Below are 22005 nucleotides of genomic sequence, written 5' to 3'. Positions count from 1 at the left end.
CTTTCGAACGCCCGGGCCTCGGAGACTCTTCTCCGTTCGCGCCGGCAAAAAAGAGACGACCGGCGGCCCCATGGAGAGCAACCGGTCGAATCGAACCTATCTTGAAAAGCCGTTCAAGCCCTGGGCTGGGTCGGGATCTTCTGGAGGAACTCCTCGGCGAGCTTACGCTGCTTCTGCTCGTCCAGGTTGACCTCGAGGAGCTTGCCCGCGGCGGCGATGGCCAGGTCCACGGCGGCGAAGCGGAGCTCGGAGACGGCCTTGGAGCGCTCCTCCGCGATGGCGCGGCGGGCCTGCTCCAGGAGCGCGTCGGCGTCCTTCTTCGCCTGGGCGAGGGCGTTCTGCCGTGCCACCTCGACCTCGGCCTGATTCTTGCGGACCAGCTCGGCGGCCTCGCGGCGCGCGTCGGTGATGGCGGTCTTCTGCTCCGCGAGCAGGCGCTCGGCCTCGAGGCGCTCGCGCTTGGCGCCTTCGATCGCCTCGTGGATCGTCTTCTCACGCTCCTGGAGCATGGAGACGATGGGCTTCCACGCGGTGAAGCGGAGGACGACTGCCGACACGACGAAGGTGACGATCGTCCAGAACGTCAGCCCCGGATGAACCGTCAGGATCGACGCCTTTTCAGCGGCGGCAAGCATGAGAAGCGAGCTCGACATCACGAAATCCACCCCTGCAGAGAAGAGATCCGGTCTACCCGGGGATCGCGCAAGGAGAACGAAACCCGGGCCGGGCACGCTCCGAGGGCGCCGGTCCACCCGACGCCCCCAGGTTCGTGCTTGTGAGACGCCGCTTCACGCGGCGTCTTCACGAGGCACCCTTACGCCTTGACGGCGAGCAGGATGCAGACGACCAGCGCGAAGAGGGTCGCGCCTTCGATGAGGGCGGCCGCGATGATCATCGAGGTACGGATGTCGCCGGCCGAAGCGGGCTGGCGGGCGGTGCCGTCCATGGCGGCGGCAGCGAGGCGGCCGATGCCGAGGGCGGCGCCGATGACCGAGAGACCGGCGCCGAAGCCGGCGCTGAGGAAGGCAAGAGCGATATTGGACATGATGAACCTCCGAGGAAGCTACGTGGTTGGTTTAGGCTTCACTTGCACCGCTAGTGCGGGTGCGAAGCCATGCCGATGAAGAGCGCGGACAACATGGTGAAGATGTAGGCCTGCAGCAGGGCCACGAAGAGCTCGAGGAAGAAGATCCCCGTAGCGAACGCGACCGAGACCGGCGCGACGAAGGCGCCTGCGCCCTGGAGCAGGAAGATCAGGGCCAGCAGGAAGAACAGGACGATATGGCCCGCAACCATGTTCGCGAAGAGACGGACGGTGAGGGCGAAGGGCTTGGTGAAGAGCCCGAGGATCTCTACCGGAACCATGATCGGATACAGCCAGAGGGGCACGCCCTTGGGCACGATTCCGAGCCAGAACCCGGCGATCCCCTGCTCCTTCATGCCCGCGTACATCGTGACGACGAAGGTGCAGATCGCGAAGCCGACGGTGACGTTCACGTTGGCCGTGGCGGTGGCGAAGTACGGGATGAGGCCGAGGAGGTTGGCCGTGAAGATCAGGAAGAAGATCGTCGCGAGGAACGGGACGTAGTGGTCCGCGTGCGCCTTGCCGATGTTCTTCTGGGCGAGCTCTTCGCGGATGAACTTCACGAAGACCTCGACCACCGAGTAGAAGCCGCGCGGCACCAGGCTCCGCCGGCGAGCGGCGATGCTGACCCCGCCGACCACGAGGACGGCGGCGAGCCAGAGGAAGACGGTGTGCCGGGTCGGGGAGAGATCGAGCTCGGTCCCGCCGATCTGGACCTTCCACTCGGGCAGCACGAAGGTGGCGGCCGCGCCGGTGATCGGGTTCTCGAACGTAATGTCGTTCCCGTCGGCGACGTGAGCGAACACGACCTCCGGGACGTTGGCTTCGTGGCCGTCCTCGGACGCTTGGGCGCTCGGGGCGAAGGCCAGGAACGAGGCCGACAGCAGGGCAGCCGCGGCGATCCTCGTCTTCGAACGTACTCCGGCGATCATCGCTTCATCACCTCGACTTGCGCTTCTGCTCGGCAACCAGGATCGCCTTGATGAAGGCGTAGACCCCGAGTGCCATCCCAAGAACCGAGCCCGTAAGGAGCAACCAGGGTTGGGTGCCGAGCTCCTTGTCCGCGAAATACCCAGCCACGACTCCCAGGGCCACCGCGGCCGCGAGACTCCACGACGCCTGGATGTAGGGTTCGGCCTCCCGCATCGCGCGAGCGAAGCCGGACATTCCCTCCAGGCGATCCTCCCGGTCACGGTCGTCCTGTGGTCTTGCCACGTGGGCTCCGTCGGTCTTGCCCGAAAACCCCCAATAATTCAGGGGTTGTCGAATGTCGACCGTCCGAAAGGAGGCGCGTCATAGCATGAGGTCCGGTGGGGGTCAACCCCCAGAAGGCCCGTAGGCCGTGCCCGGCCGGCCCATGGTCCACCTCGATCGCAGCGTGAAACGCCGTGGCCGGGTCCGCCTCTTCCCAAATCCTGGAAACGACGACGGCCGCGCTGCCCCCTTGGAGAGGGGTCGCGCGGCCGCCGGTTTGCTTGACCAATGCCGGGATCAGCTGCCGATGCGGTCGAGGCGGCGGATCTTCACCGCGAGGCGGGTGAGGTCCTGGTTCACCTTGGCGAAGTGGACCTTGTCCTTCTCCTGGTCGATCTGCTTGTCGAGCTTCGCGAGGCCCTTCTTCGCCTCCTCGAGAGCCTCCTTGGAGGACGAGACCACCCAGTCGGCGGCGAGGATCGCGGCGTAGCGCGGCTCGAGCTCGGCGTCGGTGACGGCGGCGAGGAGCGGCGCCATCGCCTTCGGATCGTTGATCCGGCCCAGCTCCATGGCCGCGCGCTCGCGGACCTTGGGATCCTCGGACTTGAGCTTGCCGGCCCAGCAGCTCACGTCGTCCTTGCACTCGGCGGCGGCGACGAGGCGCGACTTGTTCTCGGCGAGGGTCTTCACCACGTTGCCGGCGACCTCGTCGCAGTGCTTCTGCGCGTTGTCCTTGCTCTTGGCGTCGTAGTCGAGCCCCTTCATGCACGCGGCGGAGGAGAGCGCGGGTTCGGCCTTCTCCCAGGCCTCCCACTGGGCCAGCGTCTTGTCGTCGCCCAGCTTCGAGAGGGCCTGGTAGCAGCCCTTGCGCGCGTGGATCGACTTCTCCATCACCTCGCCCTTGAGGGCGCAGGCGACGAGGTCGGGGAGCGCCCTCTTGTCGCCGATGGAGACGAGGGCCTGCGCGTAGACGGCGCGGACGTTGCCTTCGTCCTCCTTGAGGCCCTTGACCAGCTCGGGCACCGCCTCGACGGCGCGCATCCGGCCCAGGACGTCCGCCGCCTGCCGGCGCACGATCAGCATGCGGGCGTCGATCGAGTCATCCGACTTCGGGCCCTTCCCGTAGGCGAGCTGCTTGACCAGCGTGGGGATCGCGCGGCGGTCGTTCAGATCGCCGAGGACCTGACCGGCCTTGGCGTAGAGCGCCTCGACGTAGATGTCGTTGTCGTCGGCCCACTTCTTGAGATCGTCGTCCTTGCCCTCGAGCACGGCGAGGAAGGGATCCGCGGCGCGCAGTCCGATCTGGTACGCGGCGAACGAGGACTCCATGTAGAAGGAGACGCCCTTGCGCTCCTGGAAGAAGCCCTTCTTGATCGCGGGGACGCCGGCGGGATCGCCGATGTTCCCGAGGGCCTGGATGGCCTTCTTGGTGACGTAGGTTTCCTCGCCGTCGTCGGTGGCGATCTTCGAGAGGAGCGTCACCGCCTTCGCGTCGCCCATGCCGCCGATCGAGTTGACCGCGGCGGCCTTCACGAAGGGATCCTTCGTCTTCGACGCGAGGTCGAGGAGGGGATCGAGGGCCGCCTTGTCTCCGAGGTCGCCGAGCGCCTGGGCGATCTCCTTGTTCGTGGTGTTCGCGTCCTTGGTCGCCTTGTCAGAGCCGATGCCGACCGAGACGTCGAGGGCTTCGACCAGCGCAGGGATGGCGGCGGTGTCGCCGAGGCTCGCCAGCGTCTTCACCGCGGCGACCTTCACCTCGCCGCTCTCCTTGAGCAGGGGCACGATCGCGGCGACCGCGCTCTTGTCGCCGATCTTCTTGAGCTGCAAGAGCGCGTCGAGACGGACCTTCGTCTCCTTGGAGGAGAGGTTCTTGAACCAGGTCTCTGCCTTGCTGGGATCGGGCTTCGCACAGGCGGTTGCGAGGGCCACACAGGCGAGCGCGGCCACGACGCGGAGAATGGGTCGCATGATTGTCCCCTTTCCAAGGGATATAGGCGGGTCGGATCCCTTCCAGCCATACACCCCGATCCGTCCATCGGTCAATCGGGGGATGGCTCGTCTGCCTTGTGCGCCAGGCTCAGTCCCAGTGCGACGAGGCGGGAACGCAGGGTGTTGCGGTTGATCCCGAGCCACCGCGCGGCGCGGAGCTGGTTGCCTTCGAAGCGGGAGAGCGCCAGGCGGAGGAGCTCCCGCTCCGCGTGACCGAGGATGGCGCCGTGGACGCTTCCCTCCGAGGCGGACTCCACCGCTCCCGGGAGCAGGCGCCGGAGGGCGGTTTCGAAATCTTCGCCGTCCTCGACGCGAGGCGCAGGGGCAGCCGGATCGCCGCCACCGATCGCGGCGAGGAGGTCGGCGGGGCGCAGGATGTCGCCCTTTGAATAGACGAGCGCCCGCTGGATGGCGTTCTCCAGCTCACGAACGTTGCCGGGCCAGCCGTGCGCGCGGAGGAGCGGATCGACCGCCGGGTCGAGGCGCAGGTCCCGCCCGGCGAGGGCGGCAGCGTGGCGCGCGACGAAGTGCTCGGCCAGGGGCAGCAGATCGTCGGGGCGATCGCGCAGCGGCGGGAGGCGCAGCTCCAGCACGGAGAGCCGATAGAAGAGGTCCGCGCGGAAGCGCCCCGAGGCGACCAGCCGCGGCAGCTCGGCGTTCGTGGCCGCGACGAGCCTCACGTCGATGGGCCGTGGCTGCTCGCTCCCCACTCGATCGATGCTCCGCTCCTGGATCGCGCGGAGGAGCTTGGCCTGGAGCTCGAAGGGGAGCTCGCCGATCTCGTCGAGGAAGAGCGTGCCGCCATTCGCCTGCTCGAAGCGTCCCTTGTGGAGGACCGAGGCCGAGGTGAACGCGCCCTTCTCGTGGCCGTAGAGCTCGCTCTCCAGGAGCTCCCGCGGGATCGCGGCGGCGTTCACCGTGACGAAGGGTCCGCGGGCCCTGGGCGAGTGCTCGTGGATCGCGCGGGCCACGAGCTCCTTGCCCGTGCCGCTCTCGCCGGTGACGAGCACGGTGAGGTCCGACGCCGCCGCCCGCCCGAGCTGCTTGGAGAGCTCGACCATCGCCGCCGAGACGCCCACCAGCGCAGGCCTCGCCGCCTCCCGTGGCGGGGACGCAGGCGTGGCGGGCGAGCGGGCGCTGAGCTCGCGGACGATCGCCGAGAGGCGCGCGAGGTCGAATGGCTTGACCACGTACTCGTCCGCGCCGAGGCGCATGGCGGAGACCGCCGAGGCCAGCGTGTCCTGCGCGGTCATCATCACCACGAAGGGACGCTCGGCCGACGCCTGGAGGTCGCGTAGGAGGTCGAAGCCGGACTGCCCCGGGAGCCGCACGTCGAGGAGCACCAGCGAGAAGCGCTCGGCCACCAGGAGCTCTCGGGCCTCCTCGGCGGACGCGGCGCACGCGGTGCCCAGGCCGAGCTTCTCGACCGCCCTCTCGAGGACGAAGCGGATCGAGGGCTCGTCGTCGACGATCAGGACTCGGGCGGAGTGGGCCATGGCTTTGCAATCCGGCGCGAAGAGGCGCTGCGCTCCTATCCCTACCTCGGCTGTCCCGCGCGATCGAGCGTCTACGAAGATCCCTTCGGCGGGTCGAGCGGGAGGAGGAGCTCGGCCTCCGCGCCCTGTCTTCCCCTTCGGTTTCGAAGGACGAGCCTGCCGCCGTGGGCGTCCGCGAGGCGGCGGGCGATCGCGAGCCCCAGGCCGGTGCCGCGAGGCTTCGTGGAGGCGAAGGGCGTGAACACCTCGAGGTCCTCGGCGACCCCGGGTCCCTCGTCGAGGACGGCGATCCGCACCAGCCGCCTGCTGGCGCCGCTCTCCCGCAGGTGCATCCCGGACACGGCGCCCGTCTCGACCGTCAGCTCCCCCGCTCCGCCGTCCATCGCCTCCGAGGCGTTCTTCACCAGGTTCAGGACGAGCTGGACGACGGCGTCCCGATCGACCGGGACGTCGGGGAGCGACGGGTCGTAGCGCCGCGTCACGCGGATTCCGCCGGGGAGGGCCGGACGAGCGAGCTCGAGCACGTGCTCGCAGATCGCGTGGAGGTTCTCGGGCTCGACGCGGAGACGCGGCGGCTTGGTGAGGTCGAGGAGCGATCCCGCGAGCCGGTTGATCCGGGCGGCCTCCTCGACGATCAGGGCCGAATAGGCGACGAGGGGCGAATCGTCCGGGAGCTCCGCCGCCATCAGCTCCGCGGCGCCGATGAGGCCCGCCAGCGGATTACGCAGCTCGTGGGCGAGACCCGCGGCCAGGGCGTCGAGATCGACCCCGGGCTGCCGCCTCGAGAGCCGCACCACCACCGCCTCGCGCGCCGCCTCGCGAAGTGGCGCCGCGATCGCCTGGACCTGCCCCGGCCCCGGGCCGAGATCGACCTTGGAATGCACCTGAGCCTGGGACGCCAGGGCCGACTCGCAGAGCCCGGAGAGAGCGGCGCCGATCGATCCGAGGTCCGCCGGGAAGGCGAGGAGCCCCTCGGCCGCGCGGTTGAGGAAGAGGATCCGGCCGCCGCGTTCGACGACGAGGGTCGGCACGGGATGCGCGTCCAGCGCCTCGCGGAAGATCGTTTCGCCTTCGGGGAACCGACCGGAGCTCAGAGCGCCTCTTCGCCTCGCTCGCCGGTGCGGATGCGGATCACCTCGTCCACCGGGAGTACGAAGATCTTCCCGTCGCCGATGCGGCCGGTGCGGGCGGCGGCCTGGATCGCCTCGACCACGGCGTGGACCTGCTCGTCCGCGACCACGACCTCGACCTTCATCTTCGGGAGGAAGTCGACCACGTATTCGGCGCCGCGATAGAGCTCGGTGTGCCCCTTCTGCCTGCCGAATCCCTTGGCCTCGAGCACGGTGATGCCTTGGACGCCGACCTCGGCCAGCGCCTCCTTCACCTCGTCGAGCTTGAACGGCTTTACGATCGCTTCGATCTTCTTCATGCGAACGTCAGGTCCGGCTGGCCTGGATGAGCTGGCGGGCGCCGTGCTCCAGGTAGAGCTTGAACTCCGGCGAGGGGACCGCGAAAGCGGCGAGCTGCACGTCGAAGTGACCGCCCGGGTAGCTGACCTGGGCGCTCTTCTCCTCGCCCGGGCGCAGGCGCATGGTGCCGCGTCCCCGGTCGATCCGTCCCGGCACGGAGAGCTCGAACGCGATCTCGTAGCTCCCGTCGCGCTGCCACTCCGGCTGCAGGACCAGGCTGACGCGGGGCATCTCAAGGGCGCCGGGCTCCACGAGGTTCATCTCGAGGGGCACGCCGCACATGCCGAGGAGCTTGGGCTCCGCGAGGACGGTCCCCTTCTCATCCGCGATGGACATCGCGAGGAAGAGCTTGTCGTCGAAGCGCTTGGAGGCGAGGGGGGCCTGGTCCGCGGTCCGGGCCGAGCCTTCGGCAGGGCCGAAGACGAAGGCGGCCGTGGCAAGCAGCACCGCGGCCACGGCGGGTGCGACGCGTCGATCCACGAGAGAGCCTCCCTTCCCGGCGACCCGGCTACGCGCCCGGCCAAAGAGAGCCGACCGCACGAAGGTCGCGAGACGATGGGCAATACTAGCGAAACGCCGGTTCGTTCGCAATTCCGAGCCCATTGGCGGTCGTTCGGCGTCCCCCGTGCACCCACAGGCGGCGATTCCACCCCACCGGCCCGGAATCGATCTAGGCTTCCGCGCTTGGACAACCTCGCCCACAGCCTCGTCGGGATCCACCTCTCGCGCATCCGCCCCTTTCGGGGCGTCCCCGATCGGGCCGCGATGTGGACGTGCATCGCCGCTTCCAACCTTCCCGACGTGGACCTCCTGCTCCGCCTCCGGGGCGATACGGAGCTCCTCTTCGGCCACGGCGGCGTCACCCACTCCCTCCTGGGCCTGCTCGTCCTCGCCCCTGCGGTGGCCTTGGCGGCGGCCCTCCTCACTCGGCTTCCCCTGCGCGAGGTCCTCCCGGGGCTGGTGGCCGTGGCCTTCGCCGGCCTCGCGGGGCACCTCGCCCTCGATGCCCTCACGGGGATCGGCGTCCAGCTCTTCGCGCCATTCGCGCCAGCCCGGATCTCGCTGCCGTGGCTCTACCACGCAGACCCCTGGGTCCTGGCCGCGCTGGTCGTGCCGCTCCTCTGGGCCCGGTGGAAGAAGGGGCACGGCGTTCCGGCCCGTGTGCTCTCGCAGGCCTCGGCCTTCACCCTCCTCGCCGTCGCGATCTACGTAGGAGCCTGCGGCCTGGCCCGGGAGAAGGCCCGATACGCCGCGGTCGCGCAGCTTCCCGACGAGCTCGGCTCGCCTCGGGAGGTCCTGGCCTTCCCCGCCCCCTTCGGCCCCCTGATCTGGACCACCCTGATCCGCACCGATCAAGAGGTCTGGGTACGCGGCTTCGCCTCGGTGCTCACCGGCGGCGTCACCCCCGGCGGGACCTTCGAGACCGGCCGCGAGGATCCGCGGGTCCAAGTCGCCCTCGCGACGCCGCTCGGCGCGCGCTTCGGTGCCCTGGCGGCGGCGCCCTACCGCGCGATGGCCCAGGGCCCCGCCGAGGACGGCTCCATGGAGGTCGCGATCGCCGATCTCGGACGGAGCAACCCCTTCTCCGATCGCCTGCCGATGGCGCTCTGGATTCGCCTGGGGCCGCACTTCGACGTCGAGGGCTATGAGGTGCGGACCGCTCTCCTGCCTCCCTGACGGCCGTTGGGCACACCTTGGATTTCTTTTGGAGTTCCCCCTCGCCTTGGGCTAAAACGCCTAGGATTCAACAACCCCCGAGGGCCCCCTTACGATGTTTGACTGGCTCTACAGGATCGCCTCCCGTGACCTGGCGATCGACCTCGGCACGGCAAATACCCTGATTTACATCCGCGGGGTGGGAATCGTGTCGAACGAGCCTTCGGTGGTTGCGGTTCAGCACGACGTACGCGGTGTGAAGAAGGTTCTCGCCGTCGGCAAGGAGGCGAAGGAGATGCTGGGGCGCACCCCCGGCAACATCGTCGCCATCCGCCCGATGAAAGATGGCGTGATCGCCGATTTCGAGATCACGGCGGCGATGCTTCGCTACTTCATCCAGACCGCTCACAACCGAAAGGCGCTGGTCCGCCCCCGGATCATCATCGGCATCCCGTCCGGGATCACCGAGGTCGAGCGCCGCGCCGTCCGCGAGGCGGCCGAGAGCGCCGGGGCCCGCGAGGTCTACCTGATCGAGCAGCCGATGGCGGCGGCGATCGGCTCCGGCCTGCCGATCACCGAGCCGTCCGGCAACATGATCGTCGACATCGGCGGCGGCACCAGCGACGTCGCGGTGATCAGCCTCGCCGGCATCGTCTATTCACGCTCCGTACGCGTGGGTGGCGACAAGATGGATGAGGCGATCATCCAGCACATCAAGCGCAAGTACAACCTGCTGATCGGCGAGCGCACCGCGGAGCTGATCAAGATGGGCATCGGAACCGCCTTCCCCACCGAGGAAGAGCTGACGATGGACATCAAGGGGCGGGACCTCGTCGCCGGTGTGCCGAGGACTCTCACCGTCTCCTCCAACGAGATCCGCGACGCGCTCTCCGAGCCGATCAACGCCATCGTCGAGGCCGTGAAGGTAACCCTCGAGCGCACCCCGCCGGAGCTCGCGGGCGACATCGCGGACCGGGGCATCGTCCTCGCGGGCGGCGGCGCGCTCCTCAAGAACCTGGACACCCTCCTGCGCGAAGAGACGGGCCTGCCGGTCTTCCTCGCCGAGGATCCCCTCTCCGCCGTGGTGATCGGCGCGGGCAAGGCGCTCGACGAGCTCGACATCCTGCGCCAGGTCTGCGCGATGGCTTGAAGCTCGCACCCGCGGGCCACGTCCAACGCTCGAGCGGCCGACCAGCACGGCCCTGCACTGGCACGCGAGCCGAGAGCGCGCCGAAAGAACGCCCCATGCGACGAAGCCGAACGTGGATCCTCCTGCTGCTCTGCGCGACCTTTCTCAACTCGAGCGGCTGCTCGCTCCTGCAGATGATCGCGGGCAACAAGAAGCCCGACCTCACCTTCAAGGAGGTGCGCTTCGCCGGCTGGTCCCTCGACCAGGTCCAGCTCGACCTCGTCTACGAGCTCGACAACCCCTACGACGTCCCGCTGAACCTCGCGAAGGTGGCCTACCAGCTCGAGGTCGAGGGCCGTCGGATCCTCTCGGGCTCGCCGAACCAGGGCCTGAAGATCCAGCCGCGAAAGAAGCAGACCCTGGTCTTCCCCGCCCAGGTGCACTTCCTCGACGTCATCCCAACGGTGACCGCCCTCTTCACCAAGAGCTCCCTGGGCTACCGCGCCAGCGGCAGCCTCGGCGTCGACTCCCCGCTGGGCGTGATCTCCCTGCCCATCTCCAAGAGCGGTCTCATCGAGGTGCCCAAGCTCCCGAGCCTCGACCTCGCCGGGATCTCCGTGCCGCAGAAGAGCGCCTCCGGCGCCACCGTGGCCCTCGCCCTCGACGTCACCAACCACAACGCCTTTCCCCTGCCCGTCACCGGCCTCGACTACGCGCTCCAGCTCGGCGGCAGCAAGGTGGGCGGCGGCAAGGCGCAGGGCGCCCTGGTGAACCCCGGCGAGCGCCGCCGCATCGAGATCCCCGTCGGCGTGAGCCTCGCCGGCGCCAGCAGCGCCGTCCTCTCGCTCATCTCCGGCAAGCCCGCGGACGTGGGCGTCACCGGCCAGCTCGGCCTCGGCAAGATCGCCACGCCCATCGACCTGAAGAAGCGCCTCACCGCGCGCTGAAGACCTTCGGCGCGGCCGCGAGTGCGGCGACGGAGCTGGGCCGCGCCGACCGGGCAGGCCCCCTCGCCAAATCCGGGCCTGTGACTTCCGGCCGGATGCCGCAGTTCAGGCGAGCAGATCGCTTAGCCAGATCTCGAAGGCCGGCGAATCGACGAGGCTGCGCAGCCGGCGCAGGATCGTGTGGTGGGCGAGCTCGACGTAGCTGTCGACGAGGCCGAGGAGGTCGAGGACGTCGCGCAGCGGGAGGTGGGCGTCGGGCTTGAAGATGGCCTCGAGCATCTCGGCCAGGTGGTCGGCCGACTCGTCGCGCTTGAGCCAGGTTGCGAGGCCGCGGCGGATGATCTCGGACGCGACCTCGGGCTCGCTTCGGGAAAGCTCCTCGCCGACCTCGGACGCCTCGAGGTCGAAGATCCCCTCCACCAGGGCCCGACGCAGGGCGGCCTGCTCGGCGGCGCGCGCGGGGTCGCAGAGGAGGTCGGCGAGACGCTGCAGCACGCGAGAGAGGGCGGCGTCCGCGAACTCGGCGGCCTTGCGATCGAGCTGGCGCTCGAGCTCGCTCGAGACGGCGCCGACCACGTCGCCTGCGAGGGCAGCGAAAGCGCCGCCGCTGGTGCGCGCGCGCTCCTTGGCCGCCCGGCCCAGGCTGCCGAGGCCCTTGGTGAGCGGGTTCTCCACCACCGGCGCCCGCATCTTCCGGCCGAAGGCAAGGAGCTCGTCCATGAGGAGGTTCCGCAGGAGCAGCCGGATCGGCTCGCGGTCGAGGAGGAAGAGGGTGAGCCCGCGGTTGGGTGTGTACCTCCGGCTGGCGAGCTCCAGGCACGCGTCCTGGATCTCCTGCGGCACGAGCTCCCCCACCGACGCGTCGCGTTCGGCGAGCCAGGCCTCCAGCTCCTTCACCCGCGAGAGGATCCAGCCCTCCGCGGCGTCCGAGTCGATCCACGCCCGCAGCCCGGTCCGCACCACGCCCGCGATGAAGCGCGAGTCGATCAGCCGACCGACAGGGGTGGCGAGGTCCTCGTCGACCACGAGGCGGGCCAGGCGATCCAACGGACCGCCGGACTCCATGGAGCGAAGCTTTTCGAGGGGGAGGTGGTCCACGCTTTACGGCTCTTTTCCGCGGCTCTTCGGGCGCAGTCTAGCGATGGCCGGCTCGGTCGTCGACCGATGCAGTCGGCGGCGCACTGACTGACTCCGAGGCCTAGGCCTTGGGCCCCCACTCGACCGCGCCGCCCGGGAGGAAGTAGACGATGAGCATCCGCCCGCCGACCACGGTCGGCGTGTGGTGGCTGCCCGGCGGCAGGACGACCCATCCTGGCGAGTGCCCGTCGAAGAGCGGCGCGCCCTCCCGCGCGACGCAGAAGCTCACCTCGCCCCGCGGGTGGGTGTGGGGCGTGGCCTCGCCCTCCATGTCTACCGCGTCGATGCTCATCTCGGAGGTCTCGACGGAGGGCTTGGCGACCCGCCCGAACCACACCCCTTCCGGGGTGCCCTGCCTGGGGGTGAGGGTCCCTTCTCCATGGGCCTCGATGAGCATGGTCTCGAAATCGCGGCGCCTCCCCGTAGGGAGCGCCTCGTCCAGTGCGCGGACGGCCTCCTCGGGCCGGCTCAGGTCGAGCTCGGCGACCAGGTGGGCGAGTCGAGAGAGTTCCGTGACGAGAGAGGCCGACAGAGCCATGGCGGGGACCTTTCACCCGGCCAGCTCGAGGCCGGGATGGCCAAACTAACACGGCAGGCCGGTCTGGCCGCGCCGTACGCACGGGCGGATCGCGGCAAGTCGAAGGCGTCCGACGAGCATCCTCCCAAGGGGATCGAACCGGGCGCAGGGAGTCATCGAGCCTTTGGAGCCGACGGACACCTCAGCGGAACATACCGAGGGCCGGGAGACGGCCGAGCGGAAGAGCCGCCTGCGGGCGAGCGACATCCTCTCCGCCGTGCGCTTCGCCGCCGAGTCCTTCCTCACGAGCGCCTCGTTGGCCGAGCGGATCGACGAGGTCCTCGAGCGGCTGGGCGAGGCCGCGGACGTGAGCCGGGTCTACGTCTTCGAGAACGAGCTGACGCGGGACGGCGAGCTGGCCACCAGCCAGCTCTTCGAGTGGGTGGCAGAGGGGATCACGCCGCAGCTCGAGAACCCGGTGATGCAGCACATGGACTACGAGGAGATGGGGCTGCAGCCATGGGCCGACACCCTCTCCCGCGGCAAGGTCTACGAGACCCACCTCGAGAACTTCACCGACGCCGAGGTGGAATTCGCCGAGCCCCAGGGGATCCAGAGCTTCCTCTTCGTTCCGCTCCTGGTGGAGGGGAGCTGGTGGGGCTTCATCGGCTTCGACGAGTGCTTCACCCCCCGCCGCTGGACGGATGAGGAGAGGGACGCCCTTCAGGCGGCAGGCAGCATCCTCAGCGCGGCGATCCAGGGCTGGCGCGGGAGGGAGGAGCGGGAGCAGCTCCTGCGAGAGCAGCGGGCTCTCACCCAGAGCGCCTGGCAGCGCGCCGCGGAGTGGGAGGCCGTGCTGGCCTCGATCGTCGACGGAGTCTGGGTGATCGACCCCGGCGAGCAGGTCACGTTCGCCAACGAGGGCGCGAGGCGCCTCTTCGAGCTGGAGCGCGCCGATGACCTGCTCCGGCCCTGCTCCGAATACGACGCCTTCGCAGAGATGCTCGACATGTCGGACGAGCCGATCGCCGTCGAGGATCTCCCACCGTGCCGCTCGCTCAAGGGCGAGCCCGTCACCAACCAGGCGATGAAGATCGTCCTCCGGAACACCGGCACGCAGAAGTACGTGCGGATCAGCTCCGCGCCGATCCACAGCGCCAACGGCGAGATCCTCGGCGCCGTGGCGGTGATGACGGACATCACCGAGTCGGTGGCGTTCGATCGGATGAAGGATCAGTTCATCCGCGTAGCGGCCCACGAGCTGAAGACGCCGGTGGCGATCATGAAGGGCTATGCCCAGCTCGCGCTGAGGGGAGCGGAGGGCTCGCCCCCGGCCCAGCTCTCGAGGCTGGAGGCCATCGACCGGGGTTCCGATCGCATCGCCCGGATCGTCCAGGATCTCCTCGGCATCTCGCAGCTCCAGGCGGGCGGCCTGCGGCTGCTCCCCAAGCGCTTCGACCTCGTGAAGCTGGTGACGAAGACGGTCGAGCGCGTGGCCCGCAAGCAGCCCGACCGAACGATCGATCTGGAGGCGGAGGAAGCGCCCATCTCGATCTTCGCGGACCACGAGCGGATCGGCTACGTGGTGCGAAGCTTGTTGGACAACGCCCTCCGATACTCACCGTCCGGAGAGCCGGTGGAGGTCTCGGTCGCGCCGGCGGATGGCTCGGCACAGGTGAAGGTGCGCGACTTCGGCGTGGGAATTCCCGCGGACAAGCAGGATCGGATCTTCCAGCCCTTCTACCGGGCGCACACGGATACGCCTTATGATTACGGAGGCATGGGCGTAGGCCTCTACATCTCGAGCGAGATCGTGCGCCAGCATGGGGGTCGGATGTGGTTCGACAGCCGGGAGGGAAAGGGAAGCACCTTCCAGTTCCGGATCCCACTCGGAGAGGGCGATGAACTCGGCGCCAAGGGTGCTGATCGTCGATGACGATCCCGACCTGCTCTCGCTGATGGCCGAGACCCTGGATCTCGAGGGCTATCGCGTCGACACGTCGACGAACGGAGTCCGCGCCCTCGACGCGGTCGAGAAGGTCATGCCCGACCTGATCCTCCTGGACATGAAGATGCCGGTGATGGACGGGGCCGAGTTCGCGAAGCGGTTCCGCGAGGCCCACGACCACGAGGCGCCGATCGTGATCGTCACGGCTGCCGACAACGCGCACCGGAGCGCGAACGAGATTGGCGCGAACGGCTGGCTGGGCAAGCCCTTCGACCTCGACAGCCTGCTGGAGATCGTGGCCAGTCAGGTCGGCGCCGCGGACTCCGGCTGAAAGCGAGACGAGAGAACGCGAAGGAACCGGCCTCTGTGGAGTGCCGGCTCCCTAACACGCTCGCGCTACGGCTGAGCGGGCGAGTTGGTGTGGAACACCCAATCCCAGATCGGGCTCGAGACTCCGAAGCGCTTGTCTTTATAAGCCTTGTTGAAGTGGTGGCTCATGTGATGGCCCTGGAGCTTGCGGAGCAGGTGGGCCTTCGGATGGCCGTGATGCAGGTAGTAGTGCATCAGGTCGTAGGTCATGTAGCCGAGCGAGAAGCCCGCGTGGAAGAACCAGACCCGGGGCCCGAGCACCAGCCAGAATAACGAGCCGAAGAGGACGGTGAGCGGGAGGTTCACGGTCGGGGGCATCACCAGCCGGAGGCGATCCTTCGGCCAATGATGGTGAACGCCGTGGAGGAGGAAGTGGAACCGCGGTCCCCATGAGGCCTCGGGCTCCCAGTGGAAGAGCGTCCGGTGCAGCCAATACTCGGTGAGCGTCCAGGTGACCAGGCCCCCGAAGAAGAGCCCGACCGCCCCGAGCGGTCCGACCCCGCCCACGTGGATCCCCATCGCCACCATCCCGAGAACGATCGGGACGAAGAGAATCGCGACGACGAAGAACGGTGTTCGCGAGAAGCCGTCGAGGAGCTCGCTCGCGAACATCGGAGGGGATTCGGGGGTGGCCTTGGATCGGAGCATGGGAAACCTCCGAACCAAAGGGTGTGTACCCGCTCGCTCCCGAATCAGCCCCCGGAACGCGGGGGTGGGGGCTGACAGGGGGAGCGGGCCCCGGCCGCTCGGCAGGGGCCCAAATCGCCTCGGGGATCGAGGCGTTGTCCGGCAAACGGAGCTTCCTCAGCGGCCGTTGGCGGTGTTCACCGGGAGGAGCTCGTCCACCAGGGAGCTTGCGCCGTAGATCGTCCGCAGCGACTCGATGATCGCCTGGCTATGGACCGCGACCGCGCGGTTGACCGCAGGATCGAAGCCGTAGTCACCGCCGAGCGACGGGAGGTTGCCGTCGAAGATCAGGCCGATGACCTCGCCGTTGCGGTTCACCACCGGAGAGCCCGAGTTGCCACCGACGATGTCGTTGGTGCTGACGAAGTTCATCGGCGTCGCGAGGGCGAGCTTCCCCTTTGCCTTCAGCCAGCTCGGCGGAAGCGCGTAGGGGTCTTCGCCGGTGGCGCGCTCGAAGGCGCCACCGAGCTCGGTGATCGGGGCGACGGCCTTTCCGTCCTGCTCCCAGCCTTCCACCGCGCCGTAGGAGAGGCGCAGGGTGAAGGTCGCGTCAGGGTAGACGCTCGTCCCGTAGGCCTCGAACTTCGCCTTCGCGATGAGGCCGCCGTTCACGCGCTGGGGACCGTCGACCTTCTCCTCGTAGCGGGTGCGGATCGCCCGTGCGTCGGCGTCGATCCGGCGAGCGAGGACGATCATCGGATCGTTGGAGGCGGCGATCGCCTTGGCGCCACCCTCGTAGAGGGCCCGGCGGGCCCCGACGGTGCCCAGCTTCGAGCCGCGGACGGCCTTGCGCGCCACGGTCTCGGGGGACTCCTTGCCGAGCAGGTTCTTCACGAACGGATGGTCGGTGCCGAGGGCCTCCCGCAGCTTGGTGAGGCTGAAGGTCAGCAGCGCCTCGTCGAGCTCGGGGTAGAAGGGAGCGCCGCTGAAGAGCCGCGCCTCGATGGCGGGGAGGTTGGCGTCGTTGTACTCGCGCAGGCGCTTGTTGCTCGCCTTCGGCTTCTCCTCGGCGGCGCGGACCAGGGTGCGGGCGAAGCCGAAGAAGTCGCCCTGGAAGCCCCACGGGCTCCGGTTGCCGCCCTCGACGAAGTAGTACTCGTTCATCGACGCGCGGAACTCACGCTGGGCGCCGGCCATCCGATCCCAGGCGGCTCCGTACGTCGCGGCGCGGGTCGGATCCTCCGCGACCCAGGCGCGGAGCTTCTGCTCGTCGGCGACCTTGGAGGCGAAGAAGTCCTTCTCCACGAGGGCGTTCCGCATCCCGCCGAGAGCCTTGGTGCTGTTCTCCACGTAGAAGAGCAGACCATTGGCGGTGCGCTTCTGCTCGGGGCCACGGTTCCGGAACTCGGTGAGCATGCCGCGGAGCTCGGAGAGGTAGATCAGGCGGCGGGGAAGGAGGACGTCCCGCTGCACCTCGAGCTCGGCGATGGTGAGCTGCCGATCGGTGCGGCCCGGATGGCCGGAGGTGAAGGAGAGGTCACCCGCCTTCGCCCCTTCCTCGGACCAGCGGAGGAAATGATCGAGCTGCGCGGGCTTCCCGTTCTCGTAGGCGCGCACGAAGGCCGCGTCGAGGTTGAAGCGGGGGAACATGAAGTTGTCCGGGTCGCCACCGAAGAAGGCGGTGGAGAGCTCCGGCGCCCAGACCAGGCGCACGTCCTGGAAGCGGCGGTACTTGTAGAGGTGATAGCGCCCGCCGCTGTAGAGCGTGACCACGTCGCAGCGGACGTCGCTCCCCGAGGCGCAGCTCTTCTCGAGGCCGGACATCGCCCCGTTCAGCGCCTCGCTGTAGGCCTTGCCCTCGAGGCCGTTGGTTGCGTCGGCGATCTCGGCGGTGACGTCGGTGATCGAGACGAGCTGGTTCAGCTCCATCGCCGGGCAGACGCGCTCCTCGGCCTTGGTGCGGGCGAGGAAGCCCTGCTGCACGTAGTCGTGCTTGGCGGAGGAGAGCTGCTGCACGCAGCTGTGCACGCAGTGGTGGTTGGTGAGGACCAGGCCGTTCGCGGAGACGAAGCTCGCGGAGCAGCCGCCGGCGAGGCGGGCCGACGAGAGGCGAACGTGGTCGAGCCAGTCCTGGCCGGGCTCGAAGCCGTACTTCTCCTTCACCTTGGCGGCGGGGAAGTTGTCGTAGGTCCACATCCCCTCGTCCGCGAAGGCGGGGGCCGAGGCCACGAGAACCCCCGCGGCACCGGCGAGGGCGGCCTTGCGGAGTCGGTGCTTCGAGTTCGGCATCGATCGTTTCCTTTCGTTCTCGACGTCGCCGGCCGCCTCCATGCGGCCTGAACGATCGTCGTCTCGGGTCCCACCGCGGTACGGGAGTGGAGCGGCCCGGTCAAGCGCTGCGGGCTCTCTCCAGCCGCCGTCCTGTTGGGCTGGAAGGCCCTACCACTTTCCGGAGGCGCCGCCTCCCGAGAAGCCGCCACCGCCCCCGCGGTAGCCGCCTCCGCCCCCCCTGCCCCCGAAGCCGCCGCGGCCCATGGGGATCCCCAGGCGCCTCCCGAAGATCGCGATCACCACGATCAGCGCGATGACGATGAAGGCTTCGAGGGGAGAAGCCTCCCTGCCCGCCTCCCGGGGCGCGGCGCCCGGGGAATCGATCCCCAGGTGCCCGAGGGCACGTGCGGCGCCGGCGCGCAGGCCCGCGCCGTAGGCGCCCTGGCGGAACGCGGGAACGATCGTCTCACGGATGATGCGCCCGGCCTGGGCGTCGGTGAGCTCGCCCTCGATCCCGCCGCCGACCTCGATCCGCACCTCGCGATCGTCGAGGCTGACCACGAAGAGCAGACCGTTGCTCGCCTGCTTCGAGCCGAGCCTCCACTGCTCCGCCACGCGGATCGAGTAGCTCTCGATGGGCTCGCCCTCGAGGCTTTTCACGATCAGGAAAGCAAGCTGGGGACCCTCTCCGCCCTTGGTCGCCCGGGCGCCCTTTGCCAGCTCTTCCAGCCGCGCCCGCTCCGGCTGGCTGAGAGCGCCGGCGCGATCGACGACGGGCCCGGAGAGGGGCGGTACCGGCAGAAGCGCGAGGACCAGCGCGCCCGCGAGCGCCGCGATCAAAAGCGGACCTCCGGCGCCTTCTCGGCCCCTTCGGTCGTGGCCGTGAACTGGGCCTTCCGCTCCTTGTGATAGAAAATCGAGTTGGTGAAGCTCGTGGGCGGCACGGTGATCTGGTTGTTGAAGTGCTGCACCGAGTCGATGTAGCGCCGCCGCGCGATCGCGATCCGGTTCTCGGTGCCCTCGAGCTGCACCTGCAGGTCGCGGAAGTTCTCGTTGGCCTTGAGATCGGGGTAGCGCTCGGCCACCGCGAGCAGCCTGCCGAGGGCCCCCTTGAGCTGCGCCTGGGCCTTCTCGAAAGCCTGGAGCTTCTCGGGCGTGAGCTCGTCCACCCGCAGGGTGATCTGGGTGGCCTGGGAGCGGGCGGCGGTCACGGCCTCGAAGGTCTCGCGCTCGTGAGCGGCGTAGCCCTTCACCACGTTCACCAGGTTCGGGACCAGGTCGGCCCGGCGCTGGTACTGGTTCTGGACCTCGGCCCAGGCGGCGTCCACCTGGTTCTCGGCCTGGGGAATGGACTGGATCCCGCAGCCGGAGAGGGTCAGCGCGGCGGCGAGGGCAAATAGCGACGAACGAAGGATCTTGCGCACGGCGGCATTGTAGCGGCGGGGGTTCGTCCGACCACAAATTCGTCCTCCGTCGGCCGCCCGCCTGATTGGATCGCGCAACGGGCTTTTCGTCGCCGACGGTCGGGGATAGAGAGAGCGCCGGAGGTATCGCGGATGCGGGGAAAGCTTCTCCTGATCGGGCTCGGCGCCATGCTGCTCCTCGGCTTGTCCGCGCTCATCGCGCTGATGGGCCTGCAGCCGGGGCCGGAGGCCGGACGCGCCATGCCGCAGGGCACCACGCGCGCGGACCTGCCGGATCCGGACGGACGCGGGGCGGAGCTCGCGGCGCGCTACTGCCGGAGCTGCCACGCGGTGCCGTTGCCGAGCTTGCACACCCCGGAGGAGTGGCCGGCGGTGGTGGAGGAGATGCGCGGCCGGATGATCTCGCGGGTGATGGCGCCGCTGCCGACGCCTTCGATCGCCGAGCACCACGAGCTGGTCGCGTATTTCCAGCGGTACGGTCGAGCGCCCGCCGACCGCGACGCGGAGCCCACGGAGACGGCCGTCGCTCCGGAGGCGGATGCGCCCGCGAAGGACGACGGAGCTCCCGCACCTCGGCCCGGCGAGGGCGACGTCGCCGGAAACTAGACGGAGCGCGAGTTCGCTTCACGAACTCTCCTCGGTTCGAAGCTGGCTCCGGGCGCGCGCGCGTGTAGTAGCCTGCCGCCCCATGCGTAAGACTCCGCTCGCCGTCCTCGCCTGCCTCGCGCTCGCCTCCTGCAAGAGCGCCGAACCCCGGCCTGCCTCCGTCCTCTCCGAGGAGGAGGCCTCCGCGCCCCGCCCGCCCCCAATGGAGGTCGACGAGGCCGCCCTCGACCGCGCCGCAGACCCCTGCAACGACTTCTACCAGTACGCCTGCGGCGGATGGATGGCGGCCACGGCGATCCCCGCCGACCGTCCGGCCTGGTACCGGAGCTTCTCGGAGATCCAGGCGCGCAACGAGCTCCTGCTCCGCCGCATCCTCGAGGACGCCGCGGCGGGCCGGCTGCAGACGCCCTATGGAGAGAAGCTCGGCGCCTTCTGGTCCACCTGCATGGACGAGGAGAAGGCTCCGCTCGCGTCGATGGAGACGCTCACCGAGGAGCTCGCCCGGATCGACGCGGTCGGCAGCGCCGAGCAGCTCGCCGCCGAGGTGGCGCGCCTCCAGCTCTCCGGCGTCAACGTCTTCTTCGGCTTCGGCTCCGAGCAGGATTTCCGCGACGCGAAGCAGGTGATCGGCGGCGCGGACCAGGGCGGCCTCGGCCTCCCGACCGCGATTACTACCTGCGGAACGACGAGCGCTCCCAGGCGATCCGCATGGCCTACATGATCCACGTGGCGAGGATGATGGAGCTCGCCGGCGCCCCCGCCGACGCCGCCGCCGCCAGCGCGCGGACGGTGATGGAGATCGAGACCGCCCTCGCCGAGGCGTCGATGCCCCGCACCGAGCGGCGCGATCCCTACAAGGTCTACCACCGCCTCGAGCGCAAGGGCCTGGAGAAGGCCGCGCCGCGCTTCGACTGGAACGCCTACTTCAAGGGCCTGGGACACCCGGGCATCGAGAAGATCAACGTCGCCGTGCCGGAGTTCTTCGCGGGCTTCGACCAGGTGCTCGGCACCCGCGGCCTCGCGGACCTGAAGACCTACATGCGCTGGCAGCTGGTCAACTCCTCGGCGCCGGCCCTGCCCGAGGCCTTCGTCCAGGAGGACTTCGCCTTCCGTTCCTCGCAGCTCACCGGCGAGGAGAAGATCCTCCCCAGGTGGAAGCGCTGCGTCGCGGCGGTCGACGGCGCCCTCGGCGAGGCGCTCGCCAGGCCCTACGTGGCCGAGACCTTCGGCGAGCAGGGCAAGGCCGTGGCCAAGGACCTCGTCGGCGGGATCGAGGGCGCATTCCACTCCACCCTGGAGGGCCTCGAGTGGATGGACGAGCCCACCCGCGAACAGGCCCTCGAGAAGCTGAAGAAGATCGAGAACAAGATCGGCTACCCCGAGAAGTGGCGCAGCTACGACAAGCTCAAGGTGGTGAAGACCTCCTACCTGGAGAACCGCCTCGCGGCGGCGCGCTTCGAGTCCGAGCGCGACCTCCACAAGATCGGCCGGCCGCTGGATCGCACCGAGTGGTACATGTCTCCACCCACGGTGAACGCCTACTACAACGCGCTGATGAACGAGATGGTCTTCCCCGCCGGGATCCTGCAGTCGCCGTTCTTCGCGCCCAACGCCTCCACGGCGGCCAACGCCGGCGCCATCGGCATGGTGATGGGGCACGAGCTCACCCACGGCTTCGACGACAAGGGCCGGCTCTTCGACGCCGACGGCAACCTCCGCGACTGGTGGACGCCGGCCGTGTCGGCGGCCTACACCGAGAAGGCCCAGTGCGTCGTGGAGCAGTACGCGGGCTACACCGTCCTCGGCGAGCACCTGAACGGGAACCTCACGCTGGGTGAGAACATCGCCGACATCGGCGGCCTGCAGACCGCCTGGAACGCCTTCGCCAAGAGGGTCCCCGAGGCCAACGCGCCGAAGGACGGCGGGTTCACGGAGGGGCAGCAGTTCTTCCTCTCCTTCGCCCAGTCGTGGTGCGCCAACCGCCGCGACGAGTACGCGCGGATGCTCGTGACGGTCGACCCCCACTCCCCGCCGCAGTACCGCGTGATCGGCTCGGTCTCCAACGTGCCCGCCTTCCAGGAGGCCTTCTCCTGCCAGACCGGAAGCCCGATGGCGCCAGCCAAGCGCTGCATCGTCTGGTAG

Annotated in this window: 22 protein-coding genes and 1 pseudogene; 8 read left to right on the top strand and 15 right to left on the bottom strand. The window is 69.1% G+C overall.

The window, feature by feature from the left end:
• Positions 1-113 precede the first annotated feature (113 nt).
• The 9 genes from atpF to AKJ08_RS19985 form a co-directional block, all read right to left on the bottom strand.
• Complete coding sequence (gene atpF, locus AKJ08_RS16200) at positions 114-653, bottom strand: F0F1 ATP synthase subunit B (protein ID WP_050727016.1); 540 nt, start codon at positions 651-653, stop codon at positions 114-116.
• 161 nt (positions 654-814) lie between these two features.
• Complete coding sequence (gene atpE / locus AKJ08_RS16195) at positions 815-1045, bottom strand: ATP synthase F0 subunit C (protein ID WP_050727015.1); 231 nt, start codon at positions 1043-1045, stop codon at positions 815-817.
• A 50-nt stretch (positions 1046-1095) separates the two neighbouring features.
• On the bottom strand, positions 1096-2016 hold the full coding sequence (gene atpB / locus AKJ08_RS16190; protein ID WP_050727014.1) for a F0F1 ATP synthase subunit A: 921 nt from the start codon (positions 2014-2016) through the stop codon (positions 1096-1098).
• 7 nt (positions 2017-2023) lie between these two features.
• The gene (locus tag AKJ08_RS16185) at positions 2024-2299 is read right to left on the bottom strand and encodes an AtpZ/AtpI family protein (RefSeq protein WP_240475385.1); all 276 of its coding nucleotides are present in this window, start codon (positions 2297-2299) and stop codon (positions 2024-2026) included.
• 276 nt (positions 2300-2575) lie between these two features.
• Entirely contained in the window at positions 2576-4246 is a 1671-nt protein-coding gene (locus AKJ08_RS16180; RefSeq protein ID WP_050727012.1) for a HEAT repeat domain-containing protein, read from the bottom strand.
• A gap of 71 nt (positions 4247-4317) precedes the next feature.
• Positions 4318-5763 carry a sigma-54-dependent transcriptional regulator gene (locus tag AKJ08_RS16175; RefSeq protein ID WP_050727011.1) on the bottom strand — a complete coding sequence of 482 codons (1446 nt, stop codon included), beginning with the start codon at positions 5761-5763 and terminating at the stop codon, positions 4318-4320.
• A 71-nt stretch (positions 5764-5834) separates the two neighbouring features.
• Positions 5835-6794, bottom strand: coding sequence for a two-component system sensor histidine kinase NtrB (locus AKJ08_RS16170; protein WP_050727010.1), 960 nt, complete (start codon positions 6792-6794; stop codon positions 5835-5837).
• A gap of 59 nt (positions 6795-6853) precedes the next feature.
• The gene (locus AKJ08_RS16165) at positions 6854-7192 is read right to left on the bottom strand and encodes a P-II family nitrogen regulator (RefSeq protein WP_050727009.1); all 339 of its coding nucleotides are present in this window, start codon (positions 7190-7192) and stop codon (positions 6854-6856) included.
• A 7-nt stretch (positions 7193-7199) separates the two neighbouring features.
• Entirely contained in the window at positions 7200-7712 is a 513-nt protein-coding gene (locus AKJ08_RS19985; RefSeq protein ID WP_050727008.1) for a hypothetical protein, read from the bottom strand.
• A gap of 204 nt (positions 7713-7916) precedes the next feature.
• Between AKJ08_RS19985 and AKJ08_RS19980 the strand changes: the two genes are divergently transcribed.
• From AKJ08_RS19980 to AKJ08_RS16145, 3 genes are all read left to right on the top strand, one after another.
• Entirely contained in the window at positions 7917-8909 is a 993-nt protein-coding gene (locus AKJ08_RS19980) for a metal-dependent hydrolase (protein WP_050727007.1), read from the top strand.
• Between the two features lie 94 nt (positions 8910-9003).
• Positions 9004-10038: a rod shape-determining protein gene (locus tag AKJ08_RS16150; RefSeq protein ID WP_050727006.1), complete on the top strand. Its 1035-nt coding sequence runs from the start codon at positions 9004-9006 to the stop codon at positions 10036-10038.
• A gap of 95 nt (positions 10039-10133) precedes the next feature.
• Positions 10134-10964 carry an LEA/WHy family protein gene (locus tag AKJ08_RS16145; protein ID WP_050727005.1) on the top strand — a complete coding sequence of 277 codons (831 nt, stop codon included), beginning with the start codon at positions 10134-10136 and terminating at the stop codon, positions 10962-10964.
• Between the two features lie 105 nt (positions 10965-11069).
• Here the strand turns inward: AKJ08_RS16145 and AKJ08_RS16140 are convergent, their stop codons facing one another.
• Together AKJ08_RS16140 and AKJ08_RS16135 are read right to left on the bottom strand one after the other, a co-directional pair.
• Positions 11070-12062 (bottom strand): hypothetical protein, encoded by a 993-nt coding sequence (locus AKJ08_RS16140; protein WP_050727004.1) that lies wholly within the window; start codon positions 12060-12062, stop codon positions 11070-11072.
• Between the two features lie 100 nt (positions 12063-12162).
• On the bottom strand, positions 12163-12639 hold the full coding sequence (locus tag AKJ08_RS16135) for a 4-hydroxylaminobenzoate lyase (protein WP_050727003.1): 477 nt from the start codon (positions 12637-12639) through the stop codon (positions 12163-12165).
• A gap of 163 nt (positions 12640-12802) precedes the next feature.
• On the opposite strand from AKJ08_RS16135, the gene AKJ08_RS16130 reads away from it, so the two are divergent.
• Both AKJ08_RS16130 and AKJ08_RS16125 read left to right on the top strand, forming a co-directional pair.
• The gene (locus AKJ08_RS16130; protein WP_050727002.1) at positions 12803-14554 is read left to right on the top strand and encodes an ATP-binding protein; all 1752 of its coding nucleotides are present in this window, start codon (positions 12803-12805) and stop codon (positions 14552-14554) included.
• Entirely contained in the window at positions 14520-14897 is a 378-nt protein-coding gene (locus AKJ08_RS16125; protein WP_050727001.1) for a response regulator, read from the top strand. The genes AKJ08_RS16130 and AKJ08_RS16125 overlap by 35 nt, the downstream gene beginning before the upstream one ends.
• 65 nt (positions 14898-14962) lie before the next feature.
• Here AKJ08_RS16125 and AKJ08_RS16120 read toward each other — a convergent pair whose 3' ends face one another.
• The 4 genes from AKJ08_RS16120 to AKJ08_RS16105 all read right to left on the bottom strand — a co-directional run bounded on the left by AKJ08_RS16120 (position 14963) and on the right by AKJ08_RS16105 (position 19257).
• The gene (locus AKJ08_RS16120; protein ID WP_050727000.1) at positions 14963-15583 is read right to left on the bottom strand and encodes a sterol desaturase family protein; all 621 of its coding nucleotides are present in this window, start codon (positions 15581-15583) and stop codon (positions 14963-14965) included.
• A 156-nt stretch (positions 15584-15739) separates the two neighbouring features.
• The gene (locus AKJ08_RS16115; protein ID WP_050727629.1) at positions 15740-17851 is read right to left on the bottom strand and encodes a S46 family peptidase; all 2112 of its coding nucleotides are present in this window, start codon (positions 17849-17851) and stop codon (positions 15740-15742) included.
• Between the two features lie 150 nt (positions 17852-18001).
• Entirely contained in the window at positions 18002-18673 is a 672-nt protein-coding gene (locus AKJ08_RS16110) for a TPM domain-containing protein (RefSeq protein WP_050726999.1), read from the bottom strand.
• On the bottom strand, positions 18670-19257 hold the full coding sequence (locus AKJ08_RS16105; RefSeq protein WP_240475384.1) for a LemA family protein: 588 nt from the start codon (positions 19255-19257) through the stop codon (positions 18670-18672). The genes AKJ08_RS16110 and AKJ08_RS16105 overlap by 4 nt, the downstream gene beginning before the upstream one ends.
• 132 nt (positions 19258-19389) lie before the next feature.
• Here AKJ08_RS16105 and AKJ08_RS16100 point away from each other — a divergent pair, with 132 nt between their 5' ends.
• The 3 genes and pseudogenes from AKJ08_RS16100 (at position 19390) to AKJ08_RS21010 (ending at position 22005) form a co-directional block, all read left to right on the top strand.
• Positions 19390-19863 (top strand): hypothetical protein, encoded by a 474-nt coding sequence (locus tag AKJ08_RS16100; RefSeq protein ID WP_050726998.1) that lies wholly within the window; start codon positions 19390-19392, stop codon positions 19861-19863.
• Positions 19796-21183, top strand: a pseudogene (locus tag AKJ08_RS21015) (M13 family metallopeptidase); the annotation flags it as partial. The gene AKJ08_RS16100 and the pseudogene AKJ08_RS21015, both read left to right, overlap by 68 nt.
• Positions 21175-22005 (top strand): M13-type metalloendopeptidase, encoded by an 831-nt coding sequence (locus AKJ08_RS21010; RefSeq protein WP_420806387.1) that lies wholly within the window; start codon positions 21175-21177, stop codon positions 22003-22005. The pseudogene AKJ08_RS21015 and the gene AKJ08_RS21010, both read left to right, overlap by 9 nt.

The sequence above is a fragment of the Vulgatibacter incomptus genome (assembly GCF_001263175.1).
Classification (GTDB): Bacteria; Myxococcota; Myxococcia; order Myxococcales; family Vulgatibacteraceae; genus Vulgatibacter; species Vulgatibacter incomptus.
Note: the sequence above shows the minus strand (reverse complement) of the source record. Positions and strands in the feature narration are given on the sequence as shown.